25 protein-coding genes and 3 riboswitches are annotated in these 25,224 nt (G+C 66.9%); of the genes, 12 read left to right on the top strand and 13 right to left on the bottom strand.

Annotated features, from left to right (window positions below; genetic code table 11):
• Window positions 1-132: 132 nt before the first annotated feature.
• Window positions 133-1,494: an NADP-specific glutamate dehydrogenase gene (gdhA, locus tag F8O08_RS04165; RefSeq protein ID WP_158031204.1), complete on the top strand. Its 1,362-nt coding sequence runs from the start codon at window positions 133-135 to the stop codon at window positions 1,492-1,494.
• A gap of 108 nt (window positions 1,495-1,602) precedes the next feature.
• Here gdhA and F8O08_RS04160 read toward each other — a convergent pair whose 3' ends face one another.
• The 6 genes from F8O08_RS04160 to F8O08_RS04135 form a co-directional block, all read right to left on the bottom strand.
• Entirely contained in the window at window positions 1,603-2,661 is a 1,059-nt protein-coding gene (locus F8O08_RS04160) for an ABC transporter substrate-binding protein (protein WP_158042615.1), read from the bottom strand.
• 201 nt (window positions 2,662-2,862) lie between these two features.
• Window positions 2,863-3,639, bottom strand: a complete 777-nt coding sequence (locus tag F8O08_RS04155; protein WP_158042614.1) for an ABC transporter permease — start codon at window positions 3,637-3,639, stop codon at window positions 2,863-2,865.
• Complete coding sequence (locus tag F8O08_RS04150; RefSeq protein WP_158042613.1) at window positions 3,636-4,430, bottom strand: ABC transporter ATP-binding protein; 795 nt, start codon at window positions 4,428-4,430, stop codon at window positions 3,636-3,638. Before F8O08_RS04150 ends, F8O08_RS04155 begins: the two co-directional genes overlap by 4 nt.
• Window positions 4,423-4,519: riboswitch (TPP riboswitch) on the bottom strand. (Overlaps the previous gene by 8 nt.)
• Window positions 4,520-4,585: 66 nt before the next feature.
• Window positions 4,586-5,218, bottom strand: a complete 633-nt coding sequence (locus F8O08_RS04145) for a LutC/YkgG family protein (RefSeq protein WP_158042612.1) — start codon at window positions 5,216-5,218, stop codon at window positions 4,586-4,588.
• Window positions 5,215-6,879: a LutB/LldF family L-lactate oxidation iron-sulfur protein gene (locus F8O08_RS04140; RefSeq protein WP_158042611.1), complete on the bottom strand. Its 1,665-nt coding sequence runs from the start codon at window positions 6,877-6,879 to the stop codon at window positions 5,215-5,217. The genes F8O08_RS04145 and F8O08_RS04140 overlap by 4 nt, the downstream gene beginning before the upstream one ends.
• A complete protein-coding gene (locus F8O08_RS04135; RefSeq protein ID WP_158031198.1) occupies window positions 6,876-7,658 on the bottom strand; it encodes a (Fe-S)-binding protein in 783 nt (260 codons plus the stop codon). Before F8O08_RS04135 ends, F8O08_RS04140 begins: the two co-directional genes overlap by 4 nt.
• A 184-nt stretch (window positions 7,659-7,842) precedes the next feature.
• Between F8O08_RS04135 and F8O08_RS04130 the strand changes: the two genes are divergently transcribed.
• Both F8O08_RS04130 and F8O08_RS04125 read left to right on the top strand, forming a co-directional pair.
• Window positions 7,843-8,517, top strand: a complete 675-nt coding sequence (locus F8O08_RS04130) for a FadR/GntR family transcriptional regulator (RefSeq protein ID WP_225733608.1) — start codon at window positions 7,843-7,845, stop codon at window positions 8,515-8,517.
• A gap of 122 nt (window positions 8,518-8,639) precedes the next feature.
• Window positions 8,640-10,346 carry an L-lactate permease gene (locus F8O08_RS04125; protein ID WP_158037706.1) on the top strand — a complete coding sequence of 569 codons (1,707 nt, stop codon included), beginning with the start codon at window positions 8,640-8,642 and terminating at the stop codon, window positions 10,344-10,346.
• Between the two features lie 241 nt (window positions 10,347-10,587).
• Here the strand turns inward: F8O08_RS04125 and F8O08_RS04120 are convergent, their stop codons facing one another.
• Window positions 10,588-10,998: a hypothetical protein gene (locus F8O08_RS04120; RefSeq protein WP_158042610.1), complete on the bottom strand. Its 411-nt coding sequence runs from the start codon at window positions 10,996-10,998 to the stop codon at window positions 10,588-10,590.
• 134 nt (window positions 10,999-11,132) lie between these two features.
• Between F8O08_RS04120 and F8O08_RS04115 the strand changes: the two genes are divergently transcribed.
• Complete coding sequence (locus F8O08_RS04115) at window positions 11,133-12,692, top strand: helix-turn-helix domain-containing protein (protein ID WP_158037704.1); 1,560 nt, start codon at window positions 11,133-11,135, stop codon at window positions 12,690-12,692.
• 46 nt (window positions 12,693-12,738) lie between these two features.
• On the opposite strand, the gene F8O08_RS04110 is transcribed toward F8O08_RS04115, so the two are convergent.
• Complete coding sequence (locus F8O08_RS04110; protein WP_158042609.1) at window positions 12,739-13,527, bottom strand: sulfite exporter TauE/SafE family protein; 789 nt, start codon at window positions 13,525-13,527, stop codon at window positions 12,739-12,741.
• 154 nt (window positions 13,528-13,681) lie between these two features.
• Here F8O08_RS04110 and F8O08_RS04105 point away from each other — a divergent pair, with 154 nt between their 5' ends.
• Both F8O08_RS04105 and F8O08_RS04100 read left to right on the top strand, forming a co-directional pair.
• Window positions 13,682-14,401 carry a DedA family protein gene (locus F8O08_RS04105; protein WP_225733559.1) on the top strand — a complete coding sequence of 240 codons (720 nt, stop codon included), beginning with the start codon at window positions 13,682-13,684 and terminating at the stop codon, window positions 14,399-14,401.
• Window positions 14,394-15,191, top strand: a complete 798-nt coding sequence (locus tag F8O08_RS04100) for an SGNH/GDSL hydrolase family protein (RefSeq protein ID WP_158042608.1) — start codon at window positions 14,394-14,396, stop codon at window positions 15,189-15,191. Before F8O08_RS04105 ends, F8O08_RS04100 begins: the two co-directional genes overlap by 8 nt.
• 35 nt (window positions 15,192-15,226) lie before the next feature.
• On the opposite strand, the gene F8O08_RS04095 is transcribed toward F8O08_RS04100, so the two are convergent.
• Window positions 15,227-15,886, bottom strand: a complete 660-nt coding sequence (locus F8O08_RS04095; protein ID WP_158042607.1) for a M48 family metallopeptidase — start codon at window positions 15,884-15,886, stop codon at window positions 15,227-15,229.
• Between the two features lie 162 nt (window positions 15,887-16,048).
• On the opposite strand from F8O08_RS04095, the gene F8O08_RS04090 reads away from it, so the two are divergent.
• From F8O08_RS04090 to thiD, 3 genes are all read left to right on the top strand, one after another.
• Window positions 16,049-17,308: an MFS transporter gene (locus F8O08_RS04090; protein ID WP_158042606.1), complete on the top strand. Its 1,260-nt coding sequence runs from the start codon at window positions 16,049-16,051 to the stop codon at window positions 17,306-17,308.
• Window positions 17,309-17,415: 107 nt separating this feature from the next.
• On the top strand, window positions 17,416-18,129 hold the full coding sequence (locus F8O08_RS04085; RefSeq protein ID WP_192497708.1) for a DsbA family protein: 714 nt from the start codon (window positions 17,416-17,418) through the stop codon (window positions 18,127-18,129).
• A gap of 35 nt (window positions 18,130-18,164) precedes the next feature.
• Window positions 18,165-18,260, top strand: a riboswitch (TPP riboswitch).
• Window positions 18,251-19,114: a bifunctional hydroxymethylpyrimidine kinase/phosphomethylpyrimidine kinase gene (gene thiD, locus F8O08_RS04080; protein ID WP_225733558.1), complete on the top strand. Its 864-nt coding sequence runs from the start codon at window positions 18,251-18,253 to the stop codon at window positions 19,112-19,114. (Overlaps the previous riboswitch by 10 nt.)
• A 33-nt stretch (window positions 19,115-19,147) precedes the next feature.
• Here the strand turns inward: thiD and moeB are convergent, their stop codons facing one another.
• From moeB to F8O08_RS04060, 4 genes are all read right to left on the bottom strand, one after another.
• Entirely contained in the window at window positions 19,148-20,338 is a 1,191-nt protein-coding gene (moeB, locus tag F8O08_RS04075; protein WP_158037699.1) for a molybdopterin-synthase adenylyltransferase MoeB, read from the bottom strand.
• A complete protein-coding gene (locus F8O08_RS04070) occupies window positions 20,335-21,120 on the bottom strand; it encodes a thiazole synthase (protein ID WP_158031187.1) in 786 nt (261 codons plus the stop codon). Before F8O08_RS04070 ends, moeB begins: the two co-directional genes overlap by 4 nt.
• A 1-nt stretch (window position 21,121) precedes the next feature.
• Window positions 21,122-21,358: a sulfur carrier protein ThiS gene (gene thiS, locus F8O08_RS04065; protein ID WP_158037698.1), complete on the bottom strand. Its 237-nt coding sequence runs from the start codon at window positions 21,356-21,358 to the stop codon at window positions 21,122-21,124.
• A complete protein-coding gene (locus F8O08_RS04060) occupies window positions 21,355-22,632 on the bottom strand; it encodes an FAD-dependent oxidoreductase (RefSeq protein ID WP_158042604.1) in 1,278 nt (425 codons plus the stop codon). The genes thiS and F8O08_RS04060 overlap by 4 nt, the downstream gene beginning before the upstream one ends.
• A riboswitch (TPP riboswitch) is annotated at window positions 22,625-22,758 on the bottom strand. Its footprint overlaps the gene before it by 8 nt.
• Before the next feature lie 112 nt (window positions 22,759-22,870).
• On the opposite strand from F8O08_RS04060, the gene thiE reads away from it, so the two are divergent.
• From thiE to ybaK, 3 genes are read left to right on the top strand one after another with little or no spacing between them, the layout of a single operon-like run.
• Window positions 22,871-23,509, top strand: a complete 639-nt coding sequence (gene thiE, locus F8O08_RS04055; protein WP_158038201.1) for a thiamine phosphate synthase — start codon at window positions 22,871-22,873, stop codon at window positions 23,507-23,509.
• Between the two features lie 60 nt (window positions 23,510-23,569).
• The gene (locus F8O08_RS04050; RefSeq protein ID WP_158031827.1) at window positions 23,570-24,469 is read left to right on the top strand and encodes a fructose bisphosphate aldolase; all 900 of its coding nucleotides are present in this window, start codon (window positions 23,570-23,572) and stop codon (window positions 24,467-24,469) included.
• Window positions 24,470-24,493: 24 nt separating this feature from the next.
• Window positions 24,494-25,009: a Cys-tRNA(Pro) deacylase gene (gene ybaK, locus F8O08_RS04045; RefSeq protein ID WP_158042603.1), complete on the top strand. Its 516-nt coding sequence runs from the start codon at window positions 24,494-24,496 to the stop codon at window positions 25,007-25,009.
• Window positions 25,010-25,224 lie beyond the last annotated feature (215 nt).

The raw sequence follows: 25,224 nt of genomic DNA, 5'->3' as shown, positions 1-25,224 counted from the left end.
TCGGATGATGGCGTCGCCATGGTCTGGCCTGCATCGGCTTTTGTAGACTGAGCGCGGTGCACACGCCGCCGTGTGTGCCCCCGGTGGGCGCTTCGAACGGGCCCCCGAGCAGCCCTGCAGAGAGGTTCATGAATGTCCAAAGCAGCTGAGTTCATCGATTCGGTGTACCAGACCGTGCTCACTCGGAATCCTGGCGAACGAGAGTTCCACCAGGCGGTACACGAGGTGTTCGAGTCGCTGGAGCCGGTGCTCGAACGTCACCCGGAATACGCCGAGTCGGCGATCCTCGAACGCGTGTGCGAGCCCGAGCGTCAGATCATCTTCCGTGTTCCCTGGACCGACGATCGCAATCACGTGCACATCAATCGCGGATTCCGTGTGCAGTTCAACAGCGCCCTCGGCCCGTACAAGGGCGGTCTGCGCTTTCATCCCAGCGTGCTGCTCGGCACGGTGAAGTTCCTCGGCTTCGAGCAGATCTTCAAGAACGCGCTCACCGGTCTGCCCATCGGCGGCGGCAAAGGCGGTTCCGACTTCGATCCGAAGGGCAAGAGCGACCGTGAGGTCATGCGCTTCTGCCAGTCGTTCATGACCGAGCTGCAGCGCCACATCGGCGAGTACGTCGACGTGCCAGCCGGCGACATCGGTGTCGGCGCCCGTGAGATCGGCTACCTCTTCGGGCAGTACAAACGTCTGCGCAACAAGTTCGAGTCGGGTGTCATCACCGGCAAGGGCATCGGCTGGGGCGGTTCGCGTGCCCGCACCGAGGCGACCGGTTACGGTGCCGTCATCTTCGCCCGTGAGATGCTCGAGACTCGCCAGCAGGGCTTCGACGGCGCAAAAGTCATCGTCTCGGGATCAGGCAACGTCGCGCTCTACGCCATTCAGAAGGTGCAGCAGCTCGGCGGCACGGTCATCGGCGCCTCCGATTCCCAAGGAGCAGTCCACGACCCCGACGGCATCGACTTCGAGCTGCTGCGCGAGATCAAAGAGGTCGAGCGCGGTCGCGTGCGCGACTACGTCGAACGCCGCGGCGGCCGCGCCGAGTACCGAGACAGCGGTTCGGTGTGGGACATCGCCGATGTCGACGGCATCGACGTGGCTCTGCCCTGCGCCACCCAGAACGAGCTGAACGCCGAGAATGCCGAGACCCTGGTGCGCAACGGCGTCCGGGCTGTCGCCGAGGGCGCGAACATGCCCTGCACGCCAGACGCGGTGCGCACGTTCCAGAAGACCGGTGTGCTCTTCGGCCCGGGCAAGGCGGCCAACGCCGGCGGCGTCGCCACCTCGGCACTCGAGATGCAGCAGAACGCCTCGCGCGACTCGTGGACGTTCGAATACACCGAGGAGCGTCTCGAGCAGATCATGACCCGGCTGCACCGCTCGGTGCGTCGCACCGCCGAAGAGTACGGTCACCCGGGCGACTACGTGCGCGGTGCGAACATCCACGGCTTCCAGCTCGTGGCCGATGCCATGATCGCACAGGGCGTCATCTGATCATCGACGCAGCCCGCGGCTGAGGCCGCCGCACAGACGAAGGGCTGCGGAGACGCCAGAACTCACCGTTCGGTGTCTCCGCAGCCCGTTCTCACTGCGGAGCCTCGATCACCTGCCGGGCAGGTACTCGTTGGTCAGTCCCTGACGGCCGTCGTACTCGTTCTCGAGCAGACCGTTCTCGTGCATCCAGGCGGCGTACGCGGCCCAGTCGTCTTCCGGCTGGTGACCGAAGCCTCCGTCGTTCTTCAGCAGCGGCACCGTGCGCTCGACCATCCGGCGCAGCACATCGGGTTCGTAGGCGCCGTCGGTCGGTCCGGTCAGAGCCTCGACGGCGGTGTCGGTGCTCGCCTCTGCCGCCTCCTGGCCCTTCGCCGTGCCGGCCAGGAACTTGCGCACGCGCTCGGCGTAGGCCGAGTCGCTCTGCAGACGCGAACGTTGGGCGATCACGACGAGCTCGTCGTAGTCGGGCAGCCCGAGCTCGGTGTTCGACCACGACGGAAAGCTGCCGTGTTCGGCGAGCTCGACGCCCTCGATGTTCGGGTATGCGCCGATGGTCGCATCGACCTGATGATCGATGAGCGGCTGGTTGAGCCCCTGTGACAGGTTCACGTAGGTGATCGTCGACGGGTCGACGCCGTGCTTCTTGGCGATGTAGTTCATCGTCGTCTCCTGCGAGGCGAGCCCTGACGTGCCGACCTTCTTGCCGGCGAGATCCTGCGGTCCGTTGATTCCCGATCCCTCCCAGGTCATCACCGAGTTGAGGCTGGTCGGAACGAGCGCGCCCACCGAGATGACGTCGAGCCCCTCCCCCTCGGCGATCAGTGTGTCGGGCTCGTACGAGATCGCCAGATCGGTCTGACCGAGGCTGACCATCTTCGCGGCGTCTGCGGTGCCGCTCGGCGTGGTGAAGTCCACCTTGACCCCGGCCTGCTCGTACGCGCCGGTGTGCTGCGCCGTGTAGAGCGACACGTGGTCGGGGTTCGGCGTCCAGTCGAGCAGCACGCTCACCGGGTCGAGGCTGTCTGAGGCGGCCGAATCCTGCTGCTGGCTCGTGCATCCGCTCAGCGCCAGGCTGAACACGGCGGCTCCGGCGACGAGCCCCATGCCCATCGATCGGCGGATGCGTGCATGCGCCCGCCTCTGGGACGCGGTCTGCGAGGTGATCATTGTCTCTCCTTCGTCTTCTCTGTGGTATCGGTTCGTGGAAGTGGTATCGGTTCTGGGAAGTTGTCTGTGCCGGGAAGTTATCGGTGCTGTGAAGTTATCTGTGCCGTGAGGTGGCATCGGGACCGGGATTCTGGGTGTGACGGCCGGGGGCGGTGCGCCGTTCGATCGGCGCGATCGCCGATGTCGCCCGAGGTCGGGGGCTCAGCGCAGGCTGTCACGCTGCCAGCCGCACACCAGGCGTTCGGCGAGCAGCGTCAGCAGGTACAGGGCGGCCGTCATGGCGGTGAGCAGCACGACCTCGGCGAAGACGAAGTCGGTGCGCAGTCTGGGAATCGCCTGGATCAGGTGATAGCCCAGACCATTGCTCGATCCGGCGTACTCGCCGAAGACGGCGGCCACGGGAGCGAAGGTCACCGAGATGCGCAGCCCGGCGAAGCCCTGCGGCAGTGCGAATGGCATCCGCACGCGCCAGAAAAGCGCGCTCGGGCTTGCCCACAGCGTGCGCATCGTGTCGATCAGCCGCGGGTCGACGCTCTGCAGGCCCGACAGCAGGCTGACGGTCACCGGAAAGAAGCAGAGCAGCGCGACGATCACCACCTTCGACGCGATGCCGTAGCCGAGCGCGATCGTGAGAATCGGGGCGAAGACCATGACCGGCACTGTCTGCGTGCCGATCAGCAGGGGTTCGAGGGCGCTGCGCAGCGGCTTCACCGCGAAGACCGTGACCGAGATGACGCCGGCGGCGAGAACGCCGACCAGCAGGCCGAGCACAGTCTCACTGCCGGTCACGAGAGTGGCCGACCACAGCGTGCCCCAGTAGCGGCCGAGCGCCACGATGACGTCCTGCGGGGCCGGAACGAGGTATTTCGGCACTCCGAGCCACGTGGTGGCCCCCCACCACACGGCCAGCACGATCACGACCGCAATGGCCGGCGGCAGCACCCGGTGCAGGCGGCTCTGTGCGTTGCGTGTGTTCATCGCCGCATCGCCCCCTCTGCGGACAGCGCGGTCAGCAGACCGGTGCGCGCAGCGGCCAGATCGACGTCTGCGAGCAGCTCGGTGCGCGAGCGAGGATCGCCGAACCAGCCGCGACTCTCAGCGGTCACACGCGCAGGCCGTCCGGCCAGCACCAGCACCCGATCAGCCAGCAGCAGGGCTTCGTCGACGTCGTGGGTGACCAGCACGAGCGTGGTCTGTCGATCGCGCAGCCGCTCGCGCAGCCAGGTCTGACCGTCGGCACGGGTGATCGCATCGAGGGCTCCCAGGGGCTCGTCGGCGAGCAGGACGGGTTTGTCGGCGGCGAGGGCGCGCAGCAGAGCAGCACGCTGTCGCATGCCGCCGCTCAGCTCATGCGGGCGGTGGTGCGCGACCGAGCCGAGCCCCCACTGCTCGACCAGTGGACGTACCTGCTCGCGTGCGGCTGACTTGGAGACGCCGCGGTTGCGCAGCGGCATCGCGACATTGTCGACCAGAGAGAGCCACGGCAGCAGGGAGTCGCCCTGAGGCATGAGTGCGCAGCTGCGCACTCGTTCGGCCGGATCGGAGTGATCGAGCACTCGGACCGTGCCTGCGTCTGGTGTGAGCAGCCCGGCGATCACCGACAGGGCGGTGGTCTTGCCGCAGCCGGAACGACCGATCACGGCGACGTGCTCGCCGGTCTGGATGCTCAGGCGCAGTTCTTCGAGCACCGGCGCCGCTGCGCCCTCAGGCGTGTATACCACGTCGCTGACGACGACTGCGGTGTCGGATTCGACGCGCGTCGATTCCATCGTGTGACATCCCTCCGCTCGTGTGAACGAGATCAGGTTCAGCGGGTCTCATCTCAGCTCCAGCTCTCGGAGCACCCCGTGTCTTCGTCGAAAGCGTAGCAGACCCCGGTCGGCACACGGCCGACCGGGGTCTGCTACTGCTCAGTCTGGGCGAGTCATTCGGCCGAGACGATCACCACGATCAGGGTGCGCGGGCCGTGCACGCCTTCGACGCGCTGCAGCTCGATGTCCGAGGTCGCAGAGGGCCCGGCGATCATCGTGATCGGCCGTTCCGGCACCAGCCGCCGAATCGCCGCCGGCATGTCGACGACGATCTCTGCATCCCGCACCACGCATACGTGCACATCGGGCACCAGGGTCAGCGCGCGGCGGCCCTGGGTGCCGCTGCCGTCCAGAAAGATCGTGCCACTGATCGAGCAGGCCACGGCCGCTCCGGTGACGATGGCATCGAGGCTGTCGAGCGATGCGGCAGGGATCGACGCGTCGTCGACCTGCACCTCGCCCGCGTAGTCTCCCAGCCAGCTGCGATCCAGTGCCGGGGGGATGCCGACGCGGCTCGCCTGCACGGAGGCGAGGGCCGAGGCGACCTCTGCCCCGATGGTGCTCGGCGTGGCGCGCCGCACCTCGGCTTTGTAGTCTTCGAGCCGATCGATCAGCAGATCGATGCGTTCGGCGTCGGGCAGCTCGATCTCGGCGTCATAGTCGCGCACCACGGGCTCGACCACCGGCGGCGCGATCCGCAGCGCGTCTTTGATGCGATCCAGGATGTCTTCGCGTGCGGTGCTCACTTTGTGCTCCCCTGCGTGCTGCTTCGTTCTTCGGACTGCTCAGACGACGCCGCGGGGCTCGGGAAGCCTGCGGGCATGGGCCTGCGCTCCCAATCGGCGTCGCGCTGGGCGTCCTGGTTGCCGGGGCGCTGCGTCAGATCGGCCTGCACTGCGTTGGAACGCGCCTGCTCGGCCGCCAGCTCACGTTTGGCATCCGCGGTCTTGAACCACTCGCGAGCCGAGTGTTTCGCCGGCGCCGGAAAGTCGCGGGCGTCCGTCCAGCCGCCCAAGAGCCCGGGCAGCTTGGTGATCTTCTTGTCAGGGCCAGCCACGATGCGGCCGCCGATGCTGGCCGCCTTCTGCGCCGCATGCCAGCGTTTGCCGGAGCTCATGGCCGACGCCACGGTCTTCAGCATCGGCTTCTCGAGCCCGGAGCCGACGGTGTTGACCTTCTGGTCGCGCAGTTCGACGAGGATCGACGGGATGTCGATCTTGACCGGGCAGACCTCGTAGCAGGCCCCGCACAGGCTCGACGCGTAGGGCAGCGAGCTGTTGGGGTCGTGTGAGTCTTCCATGCCCGTCAGCAGCGGCGAGAGAATGGCTCCGATCGGGCCCGGGTAGGTCGATCCATAGGCGTGTCCGCCGGCGTGTTCGTAGACCGGGCAGACGTTCAGGCATGCCGAGCAGCGAATGCACTTGAGCGCCTCGCGTCCCATGTCGTCGGCGAGAGCGTGGGTGCGCCCGTTGTCGAGCAGCACGAGGTGGAACTCCTGCGGGCCGTCACCGGGAGTGACGCCGGTCCACAGTGAGGTGTAGGGATTCATGCGCTCGCCGGTGGACGAGCGCGGCAGCAGCTGGGTGAAGACCTCGAGGTCGTTGAAGCGAGGCAGCAGCTTCTCGATGCCCATGACGGTGACCAGTGTGTCGGGCAGGGTCAGGTTCATACGCCCGTTGCCCTCCGACTCGAAGATCGAGAGCGTGCCGGTCTCGGCGATGCCGAAGTTCGCACCCGAGATCGCGATCTTCGAGGTCAGGAACTTCTCTCGCAGAAAGCGGCGGCTCGCCTCAGCCAGATGGGCGGGGTTGTCGTCGAGATCGGGGTCGACGCCCGGCATCTCTTTGAGAAAGATGTCGCGCACCTCGCTGCGGTTGCGATGGATGGCCGGCACCAGAATGTGGGAGGGCTTGTCGTGGCCGAGCTGGACGATGAGTTCGGCCAGGTCGGTCTCTTGAGCATGGATGCCGTGCTCTTCGAGGTACTCGTTCAGGCCGATCTCCTGCGTGGCCATCGACTTGATCTTGAGCACCTCCTTCGCGCCATGATCGGCGACGATGCCGCGCACGATCTCGTTCGCCTCTGCGGCGTCACGAGCCCAGTGCACCTGGCCGCCGTGTTCGGTCACTTTCTCTTCCAGCTGCTCGAGCAGATCGGGCAGGTTGGCGAGCACCTCGCGCTTGATGCGCGAACCGGCCTCACGCAGACGCTGCCAGTCAGGCATCTCGTCGACGACGTGCTGACGCTTGTCGCGAATCTTGTGCGTGGCGAAGTTCAGGTTGCGGCGCAGCTGCTCATTGGCGAGCTCGTGCACCGCTGCCTGCTGGAACTTCTCTGTGCCGCGCAGGTTGCCGACCCCTGCCGGGGCGACCGGCGGAACCGCCGGCATGCCGAGGAACGTGGTCATGCGGCCACCTCCTCGCCGAGCAACGTGATCGAGCGATCGGCGTCGGCATGCGTCGAGGCCAGGATCTGCGCGAGGTGGATCGTCTTCGTTCCCAGCTGCAGGCGCGACATGGCTCCGCCGATGTTCGTCAGGCACGAGGCATCCCCGGCGGCGCAGTACTCTGCACCGGTCTCTTCGATGTGCTTGACCTTGTCTTCGACCATTGCGGTCGAGGTCGCGGCGTTCTTGACGGCGAAGGTGCCGCCGAAGCCGCAGCACTCCTTTGCGAAGGGCAGCTCGCGCAGCTCAAGGCCCTCGACGTTCTGCAGCAGTCGGTACGGGCGCGAGCCCACCTGGATCATGCGCAGCGAGTGGCAGGTGGGATGGTAGGTCACAGTGTGCGGAAAGTAGGCTCCGACGTCGGTGAGACCGAGCACGTCGACGATGAACTCGGCGAGGTCGTACGTCTTGTCATTGACCGACGAGACCTCTCGGCTCAGCGCCTCGTCGCCGAACTTTCCGGCGATCATCGGATGCTGGTGTCGCACCGACCCTGTGCATGAGCCGCTCGGCAGCACCACGGCGTCGATCGACGAGTCGCCGAAGACGTCGACGTAGTTCTGCACCAGCGGCAGAGAGTCTTTCTGGTAGCCCGTGTTGATGTGCATCTGGCCGCAGCAGGTCTGTCCCTCGGGGAACACCGCCTCGTGGCCGAGTCTGGTGATCAGACGAGCCGTCGCCCTGATCACATCTGGATAGAGCGTGTCGACCAGACACGTTCCGAAAATTCCCACTCGCATGGAGTGCCTCCGTTCGCTGCGACTGACAGAATCAGCTGGCGGCTGTGCCCAGGAACAGGCGTCGACACTGTGGTCTGACCACACTTTCGACGAGCGGGCGCCGCTGGAGTCCATGCCACCACTTTCGCGGAAACGCGGCAATGTAGGGTATCCTCATCTCGCTATGAGAGCACATGAGACGGTGATGTCCTGGGTCAGAGACCAGCTTGCTGCGGGTACGCTCGCGGTCGGCGATCGTCTGCCCGGAGAACGCCAGCTCGCCGAGCAGCTCGGGGTCTCACGCAGCACGGTTCGAGAGGGCCTGCGCATTCTCGAGGCACTCGGCACGCTCACCTCTGCGACGGGCTCAGGCCCGAACTCCGGCACCATCGTGATCGCCGAGCCGCAGCAGGCTCTCGCACTCGCGCTCGGAATGCAGCTCAGCTCACGCAGTGTGCGATTCGAAGACGTGGTACACACCCGTCTGCTGCTCGAGTCTTGGGTCGCAGGCCACGCCGACCCCGGCTACACCGACTGGGAGGTAGCCCAGCGTCTGCTCGATCGTATGGCCGACCCCGACCTTCCCGTCGAGCAGTATCTGGCGCTGGACGCCAGCTTTCACGCCGCGCTCGCAGACGCTGCGGCCAATCCGCTCATCTCCACGCTCATGGACGGCATGCGCACGGCAATCGCCGACCACACACTCGACCGCGCAAGACAGCTGCCAGACTGGCCGACCACCGCACGCACGCTGCACGCCGAGCACACCGGCATCCTCGAGGCGTTTCGTCGCGGCGACCACGAGGCGGCGACGCGCCTGGTGACCGACCACATCACGGGCTACTACCAGCTGACCGAGGCCCACACCGCAGCGGCCTGACCCGCTCCTGAGACACTAACCGTATTTCACGACTTGACGTGGTCTGACCACGCCAGATAATCTGCCCGAACGACGCATCTGCGTCTCTAACGTCCGACTTCTCGAAGGAGAGAATCACGACCATGTCGCCCTCAGACACCGCGGTCCTGCTTAGCGATGGCTTCACTCCCAATCTGGAGTCAAGCCTCATCGGCGGCAGCCTTCCGCTTACTGCTCTCGTCTCACTTATCCCACTCGTGGTGTTCTTCGTGCTGTTGGGAGGGTTCAAGATCAGTGCTCTGCGCTCCGGTCTCGGAGCGCTGCTGACGGCGATGCTCGTCGCCATCTTCGGTATGAAGATGTCGGTCGGGCTCACCTTCGCCGCAGCGACCCAAGGAGCGGTCTTCGGCCTGTTCCCGATCATGTGGATCGTCATCACGGCGATCTGGTTCTACGAGGTCACCGTGCTCAGCGGGCGCAGCGACGACCTGCGACGCATCTTCTCGAGCGTCGGTCGCGGCGATATGCGCATCCAGGCTGTGCTGATCGCCTTCTGCTTCGGCGGCCTGCTCGAGGCGCTCGCCGGATTCGGCGCGCCCGTCGCGATCACCGGTGTGATGCTGGTGGCGCTCGGTCTGCCGCCGCTGCGCGCCGCGCTCGCGGTGCTGGTCGCGAACACCGCCCCGGTCGCCTTCGGCGCCATGGCCGTGCCGATCACCACCGCCGGCAACCTGACCGCCGGTGACGGCGACAAGCGGGCCCAGGCCGAGGCGATCGCACAGGTCGTCGGCGTGCAGACACCATTGATCGCATGGGTTGTGCCGATTCTGCTGCTGCTCATCCTCGACGGCTTCCGCGGTGTGCGCCAGCTCTGGTTCCCCGCACTGGTGACCGGCCTCACCTTCTCTGTGCTGCAGTGGTGGTGCGCGCACCACTTCGTCTACGAGCTCACGGACGTCGTCGCTGCACTGGGCGGCTTCCTGATCGCCACCATCCTGCTCAAGTTCTGGAAGCCCACGACCCCCGAAGACCAGATGTCGAAGGTCAAAGAAGAGCCGCTCACCGGCGTGCGTGTCTGGATGGCTCTGCTGCCGTACATCATCGTCATCGCACTCTTCGGCTTCACCAAGCTCTGGACGATGGGCGCCAACATTCCGAAGCTGCTGGCAGGCACCGACCTGAAGATTCCCTGGCCCGGCCTCAGTCAGAGTCTGATGACCGCCGACGGCAAGATCTCTTCGTCGGCCACGTACACACTGACATGGCTGTCGTCGCCCGGTACGACGCTGCTGATCGCCGGAATCATCGTCGCCATCGTGTTCAGCATCTTCACCGCAGGCGGCAAGTTCAGCATGACCGTCGGGCAGGCTCTCGCAGAGTTCTGGCACACCATCGTGAAGTCGCGCATCTCGCTGGCCACGGTTGCCACCGTGCTGTCGATCGCGTACGTCATGAATCTCTCCGGGCAGACCATCTGGATCGGTCAGTGGCTCGCCGCAACCGGCGTGTTCTTCGCCTTCCTGTCGCCGATCCTCGGCTGGCTCGGCACGGCGGTCACCGGGTCAGACACCTCGGCGAACGCCCTCTTCGCGAAGCTGCAGCAGACGGCTGCGCACCAGATCGGCATCAATGAGCACCTGCTCACGGCTGCCAACACGTCAGGTGGCGTCGTGGGCAAGATGATCAGCCCGCAGAACCTGACGATCGCCGCAACGTCTGTCGATCTCAAGGGTCAGGAGTCGACCATTCTGCGCAAGGCGCTCCCCTGGTCGCTCGGCCTGCTGCTGATCGTCTGCATCATCGTGTTCCTGCAGTCGACACCGGTGCTCGGCTGGATGATCCCCGCCTGATCCACCGTTGATCAGCTCGACTGCTGATCAGCACTCGGCCCGGTCTGCCTCGCACTCTCGCGAGGCAGACCGGGCCTTTTCATATGCCCTTACGGCTGCGTGGTCTGGCTGGATGCCCGTGGTTCGTCGGCACCCCAGGTGCAGACGCGACCGGCTCAGGGGCGCCAGACTCTGTGCTGCGCACGACGCATCCCCTGCTGCCGCCACCAGCGACCTGCGCGAGGCGCGTCTGTGTGAAGCGCTACTTGCCCGAGAGCTTGCGCAGGCCCAGCCCGACCAGGGTTCCGATCATGCCGACGACGAAGCACTCGCCCACGATGATCGTGGCCGACATGACGTCGAACGGCCGCATGAAGATCAGCACCACGACGGCCGAAATGACCGCGACGGCCGCCGGCAGCTGCCACAGCTCGCTCGGGTGCTCACGCCCCCGGCCCCAGATGGCCCCGAACACGACCGCGATGATCGGCGAGACATAGGCGAACCATGCGAGCGTCCAGATCTCGTGATTCGGCACGAAGAGCAGCACGATCAGAGGCACCAGCATGATGCCAGCCGCCCAGACGGTCAGCTTCCACCCCGCCCACCCGCGCTCTCGTGGTCCAGACGAGGCGCTCATGCGTGGTTTCGGGTTGCGGGAGTCGGCGTTCATCTGAATGCTCCTTCGTGGCAGAGGCTGCGGCACATCCGCACCGGGTTCAGACTACCGAGCCGAAACCGCGACCGCCTGCTCCGACCCTGCGTGTCACATTCCGAATATCTCAGATACGAGATACACTCGCGCATATGACTCAGGCGATCAAGACCACACCCAACGCCCCCTCGCCCTTCGTGAAGCAGGTCGGGCTGCTGATTCGCAGCGCCCGGCAGGGCCGCAATCTCACCCAGGCTGAGCTCGCCGAACAGGTCGGCACCAGTCAGTCGGCGATCAACCGCATCGAGCACGGCAGCCAGAACATCGGCGTCGAACTGCTCGGCCGCATCAGCGACGCGCTCGGACGAGAACTGATCAACCTCGAAGACCGCCCTCGACACACGCATCTGCGCGTGCACGGCGGAAAGAAGCTGCACGGCGAGATCGATGTCAAGACCAGCAAGAACGGCGCCGTCGCACTGCTCTGCGCATCGCTGATGAACCGCGGCACGACGCGCCTGCATCGCGTCGCCCGCATCGTCGAGGTCGATCGCATCATCGACGTGCTGCGCAGCCTGGGCGTCAGCGTCACCTGGAGCGATGACGGCAACGACGTCGAGATCCGGGTTCCCGCAGACCTCGATCTGACCCACATCGACGAGGCCGCCGGTCGGCGCACCCGCAGCATCATCATGTTCCTCGGGCCGCTGCTCGGCAGCCACTCCCGCTTCGACCTGCCCTATGCCGGCGGCTGCGATCTTGGCGAGCGATCGGTGCAGCCGCACCTGATCGCTCTGCAGGCATTCGGCCTCGGCATCAAGGCCGAAGCCGGCTGGTACCACGCCACCGTGTCGCAGGACACCCCGCAGGACGTCTCGATCGTGCTCACCGAACGCGGCGACACCGTCACCGAGAACGCGATCATGGCGGCCGCGGTGCACGACGGAGTCACCACCATACGCAACGCCAGCCCCAACTACATGGTGCAGGATCTCTGCTTCTACCTCGAGCTGTTGGGCATCGAGATCGAGGGCATCGGCACCACCACCCTGCGCATCACCGGCCGCAGCCACATCGACGCAGACGTCGACTACTGGCCCAGCGAAGATCCGATCGAGGCCATGAGCCTGCTGACGGCGGGCATCGTCACCGACTCGCAGATCACCGTGCGTCGCGTGCCGATCGAGTTCATGGAGATCGAACTCGCGACCCTGCACGAGATGGGACTGCAGTACTCACTCTCAGCGGAGTACGCCGCGCACAACGGCCGCACGCGGCTGGTCGACGTCACGGTCTTTCCCTCGACGCTGCGCGCACCGATCGACAAGATCCATTCGATGCCGTTCCCAGGTCTGAACATCGACAACCTGCCGTTCTTCACGGTGATCGCCGCCTGCGCCAACGGGCACACCCTCATTCACGACTGGGTGTACGAGGGTCGTGCCATCCATCTGACCGACCTCACCCGTCTGGGCGCCGACGTTCGGCTGCGCGACCCGCATCGCCTCGACGTGACCGGCCCGACCCATTGGTCTGGTGCCGAGATCAGCTGCCCGCCGGCACTGCGCCCCGCGGTCGTCATTCTGATCGCGATGCTCGCGGCCAAGGGCGAGAGCGTGCTGCGCGACGTCGACATCATCGCCCGCGGCTACGAGCAGCTGCAGGAGAGACTCGTCTCGCTCGGTGCCGACATCGAGACGTTCTTCGACTGATCCGCCAGCGCAACCGCACCCTGGCCTCTCGCCTGCGGCTGTTCGGTCACACGCCGAACAGCTGCAGTACGAGGCGAACGATCAGCGCGCTCACCACGATCACCAGCATCCATCGCACGAATCGTGCCCCCAGACGCATGGTGAGCCGTGCGCCGAGATAGCTGCCGACGAGATTCGCCGCGCCGAGCAGAATCGCCAGCGGCCAGTGCACCGCCTGCAACGGGATGAAATATGCCAGGGCGCCCAGGTTGGTGGCCACGTTCACGATCTTCGCCCCACCCGCGGCACGAAGCAGATCGGCCTGCAGCACCAGCGTGATGCCCAGCACCAGAAACACGCCGGTGCCCGGCCCCAGCAGGCCGTCGTAGAAGCCGAGCACCAGGCCGAGGGCCAGCCCGCGCAGCATCGCGAGCGACACGCTGCCGAGGTCGTCACGTGGACGGCTGCCGAGCTCCGGTCTCATCAGGGTGAAGATCAGCACGCCGACGAGCACCACGACGATGATCGGCGTGAAGATGCCGGCCGGCAGCCGTGCGGCGAGCACCGCCCCGCCGAACGAAGCCGCGAACGCCGCGACGACGACGGGGGCCAGCATCCGCCAGTCTGGCCGCACCCGCCTCGCAAAGGTGATCGAGCTGGTGATCGTGCCGCACGCCGAAGCGACCTTGTTCGTCGCCAGCGCCTGCACCGGTTGAAATCCTGGCACGAGCAGCAGCGCCGGCAGCTGGATGAGCCCGCCGCCGCCCACGATCGAATCGACCAGCCCCGCGATCAGCGAAGCGACGACCAGGCCGATCGGCACCCAGATCGGCATTGCGTCGAGACTCTCGAACATATTGAGTCAGCATACCGGGCGGGCCGATTCCCCGAATCGACGAGGGTCACGCGACGAAGCTGTCGATTGGTTGTGAGCTGGCCATGAGGTTCGGCGCCGCTGTCCGAGCCGTGACGGGAGTCACCGTAGACTGTCGGGGTACGAGAGGCAGTGCATGACCGAGATGTTCGACGCGTTCGACGCGACTCTGCTCACGATGTCGTCCAGCCCCTGGGTTCTCGTCTTCCTGTTTCTCTTCATCGCGATCGACGCGTTCTTTCCACCCGTGCCGAGTGAGTCTCTGGTGGTCGCCTTGGCGGCGCTGGCCGTCGCGCAGGGCGAGCCTCAACTCTGGATGCTGCTGCTCGTCTCAGCGGTTGCCGCGGCAACCGGCGACAACATCGCCTTCTGGCTCGGTTCGCGACTGCATCTGGATCAGCGCGCCTGGGCGGCCCGTCCGCGCATGCAGCGGCTCATCCAGACCGCGCGCCACACGCTGCACCGCCGTCCGGCCGTTCTCATACTCGCCGCCCGCTACATTCCCGTCGGGCGCGTCGTCGTCAATATGACCGCCGGAGCCACGGACTTTCCCTGGCGCCGGTTCGCCCCGCTCAGTCTGCTCGCCGGAGCCAGCTGGTCGGTGTACTCGGTGCTCATTGGCCTGCTCGCCGGAGCATGGGCCAAGCAGTCGCCGTTTCTCGCCGCCGTCCTCGCCATCGCCATCGCGCTCTCGCTGGGCGTGATCATCGATTGGTCGGTCAAACGCTGGCAGCGACACCGCCGGCGGGTGCTGCGCGCTCGCATTCGAGAGGATGCCATGCGCCGCCGCACCGGCGAGTGGCGGTCACCGGCACCGGCGCCTGCGGCCAACAACGAAAGGAGTCTGCATGAGTGAGCTCTCATCGCCCGCCACCGTGCCTTTTCAGCGTTTCGTCGCCATCGGCGACAGTTTCACCGAAGGCGTCGGAGACGAAGACCCGCAGGCTCCGGGCGGCGTACGAGGCTGGGCCGACCGAGCAGCCGAAGTCCTGGCCAGGCAGACTCCCACGTTCGAATACGCCAACCTCGCCGTGCGCGGCAAGCTCATTCAGCCGATCGTTCGCGAGCAGGTCGACCGGGCCATCGCGATGCGGCCGGATCTCATCACGTTCTGCGCCGGAGGCAACGACATTCTGCGCCCTGGCAGCGACCCCGACCGTGTGGCCGCCATCTTCGATCGCTCTCTGGCACGGCTGACCGCCACCGGTGCGACCGTGCTGATCTTCACCGGCCCCGATCTGCGCACCATGCCCGCCTTCGCTCTGATTCGCGGCAAGGTCGCGATCTACAACGAGAACATGCGCGCCAGCGCCGCACGCCGGGGTGCGCTGGTCGTGGACCAATGGGGGCTGCGCGCACTCCATGACCCCAGTCGTTGGGCGCCGGATCGTCTGCATCTTTCGCCCCTCGGCCACCATCTGATGGCCATTCGCGTACTCGAGACACTCGGTGTCGAACACGATCTCAGCCCCGAGCATGTGGCCGGGCCGCCTGTCGGTCGCTGGCACGTCACCTCCGCCGATGTCCAATGGGCCAGAGAGTATCTCTGGCCGTGGGCGATGCGGCGGCTGACCGGGCGCTCGTCGGCAGACGGTCGTCATGCCAAACTCGACCACCCGGTGCACCCGACAGACGACTCAGAGTAGGCCTCATCTGTCGCGCCATGCCTGCGAACGCGCGCTCAGGCGGGTTCCTGCGCCCTGCACTCGCGGCCACCGGGTGCGAGCATGTCGGCGCGCGGATGCCCGAGCGCGGCCCGCAGACGACGCCACGCCGGCAGCGCGGCACTCATCATGGCCTGGAACTCGGCACCGTGGTTGTGCACTCGCAGATGCACGAGTTCGTGCACCACGACGTACTCGACAAAGGCGTCATCGTAGCGAGCCAGTTCGAGGCTGAAGCGAATGCGTCGGGTTGCGGGCGTGCAGCTTCCCCAGCGCGTGCGCATGAGACGCGGCGTCCACGTCGGCCGCGGCAGATCGAGACGCCGGGTCCACGATGCGATCAGCGCAGGCACGAGCTCTGCCAGTCGGGCCTTCGCCCATGCGATCTGCTCTTCAGACCAGTCGAGCTGCGGAACCGCGATGTCTCGCCGCCGCTCTTCGGCCAGACAGCGATCGATCCAGCTGCGATTGGTGCGCACGAAACGCCGCAGCTCGAACTCGCGCATGCCTGCCGGAGCCGTCAGCACCACAGAGCTGAACGCGCCGAGAGCACTCTGGGGTGCGCCGCCCACGCGCCCCACTCTGAGGCTCACTCGCCGCACGGGGCGACGACGAAGCACACAGACCAGGTCGTCGACCTGCAGCAGTTCGTCGCGTGCGCCGCGCTGCGTCACCATGGTGCCTTCTGCCCTCGCTCGTCTTTTTCGGTCGCGCTGACTCTACCCTGACCGGCCGACACCGACACCGATCCCGACCCCGACCCCTGACCCCCGACCCCCGAGCAACGCGAGATTCAGCGCACCGAGAGCCGACAGCCTCCTCGGGTCTACACTGGCCGGATGAATCAGCTGCGTCGGTATGCCGTGCCGATCTTTCTTCCAGCTCTGCTCTTCGCGACCGCTGAGGCCTGCCTGGTGCCTGTGCTGCCGGCCAGAGCGGTCGAGCTCGGAGCCGACACCGCCCTCGCGGGGCTCATCGCCGGCATGCTGATGATCGGTCAGGTGATCGGCGATCTGCCCAGCAGCTGGATGGTCGCTCGTCTCGGCGAGCAGCGCACGATGATCGTTGCGGCTGCCCTCGGCGCAGCCGGAGCCGCGGTTGCCGCAGTGGGATCGTCTGTGACCGTGCTGCTGGTCGGCACACTGCTGGTCGGCATGGCCGCTGCCGCGTTCAACCTCGCCAGACACGCTCTGCTCACCGAGCTCGTGCCGGTCTCACATCGAGCCCGTGCCATGTCAGTGCTCGGCGGCACCGTCAGAGGCGGACTGTTTCTCGGCCCTATGCTCGTCGCCCCGCTGATCGCATGGTTCGGCAGCACGTCGGCTTTCGTGGCCAGCATCGCGCTCAGCGTCGTGGTCGCCGTGCTGCTGGTGCTGATGCCCGACCCTGAGGCACTGCTGCGAGCTGGCCTTCCCACCGGGGCATCCACGTCTGACGTGCCGGCCACAGACCAGCCGCACGATGCCCACGCCTCCGACCCCACGGCATCCGCCCCATCGCTGTGGCAGACCCTCGTCAGCTCGCGACGCGTGCTCGCGACCATGGGGCTGGGAATCGCCGCAGTGCAGCTGCTGCGATCCAGCCGCCAGGTCATTCTGCCGCTCTGGGGCACGCACATCGGCGCAGACACCGAGACCATCGCGCTGATCATGGGCATCGCAGGTGCCCTCGACCTCGCACTCTTCTACGTGTCGGGCCAGCTCATGGATCGCTTCGGGCGGCTCTGGGTCGTGCTGCCGACGCTGCTCGGTCTTGCGGTGACACACCTCGCGCTGCTGCCGGTGCACGGGCCGTGGGGGCTGCTCGTCACGGCGAGCCTGATGTCTCTGGCCAACGGCCTCGGATCCGGCATCATCATGACCATGGGCGCGGATCTGGCGCCGGAGCACCACCCAGCGGCGTTTCTGGGAGCCTGGCGTCTGGTCGCAGACGCCGGCAGCGCGAGTTCGCCGCTGATTCTCTCCGGCCTCGCCGCCGCCGCCGGGATCGCGGCCTCTGCCGCGGTCATGGCCGGTCTGGGCGTCGTCGGAGCCTGGCTGCTGTGGCACTTCACGCCGAAGTTCCTGCCTCCGGAGCTCTCCGGTCGCGGTCGGGTCTGACACCCGCCGGCTCGTCTGGGGTCGCACCGCCCGGCCGGTCGTCGTGAGCGCGCACGCACCTCTCGCTAGCATGGAGTCACCCTTTTCAGATGGATGAGAGACCGAACATGCCAGACTCCCCCGCGCCCGCTCAGCAGTCGTCGTCAGACGGAGCGCCTGCGCTCCGCGTCGAGACTTGGATCGACCTCGCCTGCCCGTGGAGCTACATCGGACTGAGCAATCTGCTCGCGGCGGTGCAGCGCTTCAGCGAAGAGCGGCCTGAGAACCGTGTGCTGCTCGGTCTGCGCAGCTACGAACTCAACCCCGATGCAGATGACGCAGACGCCCGCAGCGCGGCGCAGCATCTGGCCGACATCAAGGGCATCACGGTGTCTCAGGCCCAAACCGAGCTCGACCGAGTGACCGTGGCCGCCACCGACGCCGGGCTCGACTTCCACTTCGACGTGCTGCAGCAGTCGAACACCGGTCTTGCCCACGAGCTGCTGCACGCGGCCCGTCTCGACCACCGGGAACGCGAAGTCGCACTGGCGCTGTTTCACGCCCACTTCAGCGAGGGCCGCCACATCGGTCGTCTCGAGACGCTCGAGGAGATCGCCGGTGAGCAGGGCCTCGATGTCGCATCGATCAGTCGCGAGCTGAGCACGCATTCGCATACGGGCGAGGTGCAGGCCGACGAAAGACGCGCCGCCGAACTCGGCATCTCATCAGTGCCATTCTTCCTGTTCAACGATCGCTTCGGCGCCTCCGGTGCGCAGCCGGTCGAGGCCCTGCTCGAGGTGCTGCACGAGGTGCAGACGCGGGTCGGCGCCGACGCTCGCTGAGACTGACCCTCGGGGGTCGCAGGCGTATACTCTGGGCGTGTGACACGGGGTGCCCCGAACGAGGGCTGAGAAGAGACCCGTCGAACCTGCTCTCGTCAGCACGAGCGAAGGGATCGTCCAAATGACCGTCAACCATGCCGCATCACGCCCGAAGAGCATCCGCGTGCCGCGCATCCTCAGCATCGCAGGCACCGACCCCACCGGCGGCGCCGGGGTGCAGGCCGATCTGAAATCGATCTCGGCGATGGGCGGCTACGCCATGGCGGTCGTCACCGCGCTCGTGGCGCAGAACACCCGGGGCGTGCGCTCGGTGCACCTGCCGCCGGTCTCTTTTCTGCGCGAGCAGCTGGAGGCTGTGTCTGACGACGTGGAGATCGACGGCGTGAAGATCGGCATGCTGGCCGACGCCGACACCGTCACGACGGTGAAGGCCTGGCTTGACGAGGTGCGGCCGCCGATCGTGGTGCTCGACCCGGTGATGGTGGCCACCAGCGGCGACCGCCTGCTCGCCGAAGACGCCGAGGCGGCCGTGCGAGATCTCTGCCGCAGTGCCGATCTGATCACCCCCAACGTTCCTGAGCTCGCGGTGCTCGCCGACGCGTCTGAGGCACAGACGTGGGCGGATGCCGTGGCTCAGGCCCGACTCGTCAGCGCACGCTGCGATACCGTGGTGCTCGTCAAAGGCGGCCATTTGGTCGGCGATCGCGTGCACGACGCGCTTGTCGACGCCCGGTCTGCCCCTGAGGGGTCGCCCGTGCCCGACGGGCTCTTCGAAGCCGACGCTCCGCGCGTCGACACCGAGTGCACGCACGGAACCGGATGCACGCTCTCTTCGGCCATGGCGACTCGCCTCGCCGCAGGCGACGACTGGCCCACCGCGCTGATCACGGTCAAGGCCTGGCTCACCCGGGCGCTGCGCAGCGCCGACGCTCTGCACGTCGGGCAGGGTCACGGCCCGGTCGATCACTTCGTCGACCTGCGCTGACGCTCGACGCCGAGCCAGTCGCGCAGAGATGGTTCAGTAGCGCGGCAGCGAGGGATCGACCGTCTGCACCCAGCCCATCGTGCCGCCCACCACCTGTCGCACGTTGGTGCGTCCGGAGTCACGCAGCATTTCGAGCGCCTGCGTCGAGCGCGCACCCGTCTTACAGACCAGAATGACCTCGCGTCCGGCCGGGACGTCGAAGGCCCGGGCACGGATCTCGTGCTGCAGCCGGGCCAACGGCAGCAGCCGCGCGCCCGGAATGTGCACGAGGTCGAACTCGTCCGGTTCTCGCACATCGATGAGATCGAAGTCGATCTCGCCGGCGGCTCGTCGCTGCAGCAGCGACTGCAGATCGAGAGCCGTCACACTGGTTCCCTGTGCCGTGCCCGGCGTGCCGCAGAGCTCGACGTAGTCGGCCTCGAGATCGTGCACCCTGGCCCGGTCGGGGTCGGCCGTCAGTCGCAGCTCGCGCCATCGGCCCGCTGCCGCGTCCAGCACCTGCACACGGTTGACCAGAGGCTCGCCGATGCCGGTGATGAGCTTGATCGCCTCACCGGCCATCACCGTTCCGATCATGCCCGGCAGCACACCGAAGACTCCCCCTTCGGCGCAGGAGGGCACCTCGCCGGGCTCTGGCGGCTCAGGAAAGAGGTCGCGGTAGCCCGCGTCGATGCCGAAGACACTGACCTGTCCCTCATAGCGCAGAATCGATCCCCAGACCACCGGTCGTCCGGTGATCTCTGCCGCGTCTGCCACAAGGTAGCGGGTGGCGAAGTTGTCGGCACCGTCGACGACGAGGTCGTACTCGGCGAACAGGCGCAGCGCATTGTCTCGGTCAAGCCGCACGGCATGAGCCTCGAGGTTCACCAGCGGATTGATGCGCGCCACCGTCTGCGCCGCCGAGGTCACTTTGAGCTCGCCGATGCGGTCGACGCCGTGAATGACCTGCCGCTGCAGATTCGACTCGTCGACCCGGTCGTCGTCGACGACACCGATCGTGCCCACGCCGGCCGCTGCCAGATACTCCAGCACCGGCGATCCGAGACCGCCTGCGCCGATGACCAGCACACGGGCGGCCTTCAGCCGACGCTGCGCTGCCTCGCCTGCCCCGGGCAGAATGAGCTGGCGGGAGTACCTGCGTCGCTCGTCGTCGGTGAGCCCGGGCAGCTCGTCGAGAGACTGGAGCCTCTCGACGAACGATGCGATGTGATCGACGCCACTCACAGGTCGGGCCGGCCTTCGACAGGAGACGACGCCAGTGCGTCCGCCCTCTTCGGAATGCGCCCGCCGAGAGCGGCGAGCCGCCCAGCCACGACCGCGTGCCGGAATGCGCGCGCCATGACCGCCGGATGCTCCGCTCGCGTCACCGCCGTGGCGAGCAGCACCGCGTCGCACCCGAGCTCCATGGCGAGAGCCGCATCGCTGGCCGTGCCCACGCCGGCGTCGAGCACCACGGGTACTCCGGCGTTCGCGGTGATCGCCGCGATGTTGTGCGGGTTCAGAATTCCCAGCCCGGTGCCGATCGGCGCCCCGAGCGGCATGATCGCCGCGGCACCGGCCTGCTCGAGATGGCGCGCCAGAATCGGGTCGTCGTTGGTGTAGACCATGACGTCGAACCCGTCGTTGACCAGCTGCTCGGTGGCGTCGGCGAGTTCGAGCCCGTCGGGCAGCAGCGTCTGGTCGTCGGCGATGACCTCGAGCTTCACCAGGTTCGTCTCGAGCGCCTCGCGCGCAAGCTGAGCGGTGAGAACGGCCTCACGCGCGGTGAAGCAGCCGGCCGTGTTGGGCAGCACCTCGATGTCGTTGCGCCGCAGGATGTCGAACAGGCTCGGCCCAGCCGAAGGGGTGTGCCGTCGCATCGCGACCGTCGTCAGCTCGGTGCCGCTGGCCAGCAGTGCCTGTTCCAGCCCGTCGAGGCTGGGTGCGCCGCCGGTGCCCATGATCAGCCGCGAACGGTACGATCGCCCTGCGACCTCGAAGAGATCGTCATCGTCGTGGTCAGCCATCTCAGCCTCCTTGTTTCGCGGTCACGAGTTCGATGCGGGCCTGCGGTGTGAGCACCGTCTGCGCCCAGCGGCCGCGCGGCACGATCGTCTCGTCGACGGCCACCGCGACGCCGAGCCGCGAGCCGTCGGCGGGTCGGCCGTCGGCGGCGAGCGGGGTGCCGGTTCGTTCGGCCACGAGGGCGAGCACCGAGTCGGCCTCGGTCTCGACGGCCTCGCCGTTCAGAATGATCTGTGTCATGCGGATGCTCCTGTGGGGGTCTCGGATCGATCGTCTGACGAGAAGCGCCAGGGGTCGAACGCCTGCCAGTCGGATGCTGCGGCGGTGCCGTCGACGAGATCGGAGATCACGACGGCGTTCTGAGCGCTGAGCAGGATGCCATGGCGGTGGGTGCCGGTGTTGGCGAGCAGCCCGTCGGCGACTCGGCCGAGCAGAGGCGCGTTGTCCGGTGTGCCGGGGCGGGCACGAGCAGTGGCCTCGATGAGTTCGAGGTCGTCGACCGCCGGCAGCAGCTCGTGGGCGTCGCGAAGCAGCTGCAGCACGCTGCCTGCGAGCACGGCGTCTCGAGCGTCTTCGCGTTCGGTCGCCCCGATCACGACCGTTCCGTCTTCGCGCGGCACGATGTAGACGCTGCGGCCGTGGACGAGGCCGCGGATCGTGTGGGTGGTGAGCGGGCGCAGCTGCTCCGGAGTGCGCAGACGCAGCACGTCGCCGTGCACCGGGCGGATCGGCCAGACCAGACCTCGCGGCAGGCCGCCGAGCCTCGGGCTCTCCAAACCGTTGGCCACCACGACTTCGTCTGCCTCGATGACCTGTTGCGCCGACACGCTCGGGGTCGGGCTCGCCGGCGGCACGTCGGCCACGACCTCGCTCGACGGCCACGCGGGCTGTTCGTCGAAGCGATGGGTGACTGGCCCTTCTCGACGTTCGCTCGGTTCGAGGCGAACGCCGATCACCCGCTCGTCTCGCCAGAGAAGCTCCACGGCGCGTTCCGGCACCACATGCACGTCGTCGCACACTTCGAGGGCCGATATATAGGCCCCGGCGAGGCGTCGCGGGGTGATCTGGTGGTCGTCGCGGGCCAGGAACGCCCCGCTGATGCCCGGGCCGAGCAGCGGCTCAAGCGCACGGGCCTCTCGTGAGGTGAGATCCTGCACGTCGAGCCCGAGTTCGAGCTGCTGGGCGCGCAGGCTTCGCAGCAGCTCGCGATCGGCGGCGTCGGCGGTGGCGACGATGGTCGGCGTCGACCGGTAGCCGGTGCCGACCACCGTCGCCTGGTCCAGCTCGGCGACGATCTGCGGGTAGAGACGCGCGGCCGGCACGGAGAGCGCGAGCAGACTCTCTTCTTCGAAGGCGTACTCACTCACGGCGGCGAGCATCCCGGCCGCCGCATGACTCGCGCCCGAAGCGGGCGCCGGATCGACGATCGTCACCGCGTGACCGCGCTGATGCAGTCGCCACGCGGTCGCCAGGCCGACGACGCCGGCACCGATGACGATGACATGCTTGTTCATTCTGCTCGCTTCCTACGCCGGTATGATCCGGATCAGGTCGACGGTCTGCACACGATCACCGGCCTGTTTCGGCCTGGTGAATCGCGCGCACTCTCAGCCGAGTTCTCGGCTCCCGTGCTCATGTGGGGCAATTGTACCGCCCGGTTCGTACACTGGACGCATGATCGTCAAGTCTCAGCACGCTGACCGCTCCACCGACCCGCACGCCACACCTCGCACCCGAGAATGGCGACTGAGCATGCTGCAGCAGGCGCAGCTGTATCTGTGCACCGACGCCAGACTGGGCACCGGAGACTTCGACGAGTTCGTGGACGCCGCCTACCGCGGAGGCGTCGACATCATTCAGCTGCGCGACAAGCATCTCGACGCTGGTGATGAGCTGGAGTACTTCGAGCTGCTCGCGGCTGCGGCGCGCCGACATGGGCGACTCTTCGCCGCCAACGACCGAGCCGACGTCGCCACGCTGACCGGCGCCGACATCCTGCACGTCGGGCAGCGCGACCTCAGCGTCGCCGACGCTCGTTCGCTGCTGCCGGAGGGCACGCTCGTCGGCCTGTCGACGCATTCCCGAGTGCAGGCCGAGCAGGCGCGTCTGGGCGATCCTGACTATTACTGCATCGGGCCGGTCTGGCGCACTCCCACGAAACCGGGTCGGGCCCCGGTCACCCTCGACGCCGTACGACAGGTGCATACGCAGAGCCGTGGCGATGCCAAGCCATGGTTCGCCATCGGCGGCGTCAACGCCGAGACCCTGGAGCAGGTGCTCGACGCCGGGGCGAACCGCATCGTGGTCGTACGTGCGATCACCCAGGCCGACGACCCCGAGGCCGCCGCTCGCGAGCTGCGCTCAGCGCTGCCCGAGCTCGCCACAGCGTGAGATAATGTTCGTCGTGTCGCACGACGGCACCCTGCTGACCAAACAAAGAAAGCGGTGACCATGTCATCAGTGTTCGATGCACAGTACGAGCGGTTCTCGACCGGTGCCGGCTTCCTGGCCGCGCTCGATCAGTCCGGAGGCAGCACGCCCAAGGCGCTGCGTCTCTACGGAGTGGACGAATCGCAGTACCGCAATGAGACCGAGATGTTCGACCTCATTCACGAGCTGCGCACTCGCATCATCACCAGCCCTGCTTTCACCAGCGAGCGTGTGCTCGGCGCGATTCTCTTCGAGCAGACGGTCGACCGTGAGATCAACGGGGCCCCGAGCGCGAAGTATCTCTGGAACGAGCTGGGCATCGTGCCGTTCCTGAAGATCGACAAAGGGCTCGCCGAGCTCAAAGACGGCGTGCAGGTGCTCAAGCCGATCCCGACGCTGCAGCAGCAGCTCGACAAGGCGAACGCGAACGAGGTCTTCGGCACGAAAGAGCGCTCGCTGATCAAACAGGCCAACGAGTCGGGCATCATCGCCGTCGTCGACCAGCAGTTCGAGCTGGCCGATCAGGTGCTCGACGCCGGGCTCGTGCCGATCATCGAGCCCGAGGTCGACATCACTGCAGCAGACAAGGCCGATTCCGAGTCGATTCTGCGCGATCAGATTCTGCAGCACCTCGATGCGCTGCCCGAGGGGCGCAACGTGACCCTCAAGCTCTCACTGCCCACCGAGGCCGGCTTCTACTCCGCTCTCGTCGACCACGACCGCGTCGTGCGCGTCGTCGCCCTCTCAGGTGGCTACAGCCGAGACGAGGCCAACGCGCTGCTGGCCAAGAATCCGGGAGTCATCGCCAGCTTCAGCCGCGCCCTCACCGAGGGTCTCACGGCGCAGCAGAGCGACGACGAGTTCAACCAGACGCTCGACGCCGCCATCGAGAGCATCTACCAGGCGTCGATCGCCGGCTGAAACACGCGAAAGAGATCGACACAGATGGCAGCGCACAGAGGGCACGGGTCGGCCACGCCGGCGACCCGTGCCCTCGACCGTGCCGGGGTGGCCTATCAGCTGCACGGCTTCGAGCATGACCCCGATGACCGACACTTCGGTGACGAAGCCGTCGACAAGCTCGACCTGCCGGCCGACCGCATCTTCAAGACGCTGGTCGTCGAGATCGACGGTGCTGCATCGCGCAGTCAGGATCTCGCCGTGGGCGTCGTGAGCCTGGATGCGCGACTCGATCTCAAGGCCATGGCGCACGCGTTGGGAGTCAAGCGGTGCCACATGGCCGATCCTCAGCTGGCGCAGCGCCGCACCGGCTATGTGGTCGGCGGCATCAGTCCGCTCGGGCAGAAGAGTCGCCTGCCCATCTTCGTCGACGAGGGCGCCCGCTCCATCGAGACCATGCTGGTCTCCGGCGGTCAGCGTGGGCTTGACGTCGAGCTGACGCCAGACGACCTCTGCAGCGTCACCGGAGCACGCTACGCCCCCATCGCCAAACGCGACTGAGCGGGGCCGGGCGCAGAGAACCGGTGGCGGCATCCACGCTGTGAGACACCACCACCGGTGTGAGAGTTCAGGTCAGCTCTCAGAGACGGCAGCCGAATCGTTGTGCTTCGATCCAGCGCGACGACGCGTGCCGAGCTCTCCGTCGACTTGGTCGGCGAAGTCGGTGCTCTGTGCAGTCATCGGGGACTCATCCTGCCAGATCTGTTCGAGATCAG

The organism is Pseudoclavibacter sp. CFCC 13611 (assembly GCF_008831225.1).
GTDB lineage: Bacteria > Actinomycetota > Actinomycetes > Actinomycetales > Microbacteriaceae > Pseudoclavibacter_A.
This window is presented reverse-complemented; position numbering and strand designations above follow the sequence as displayed.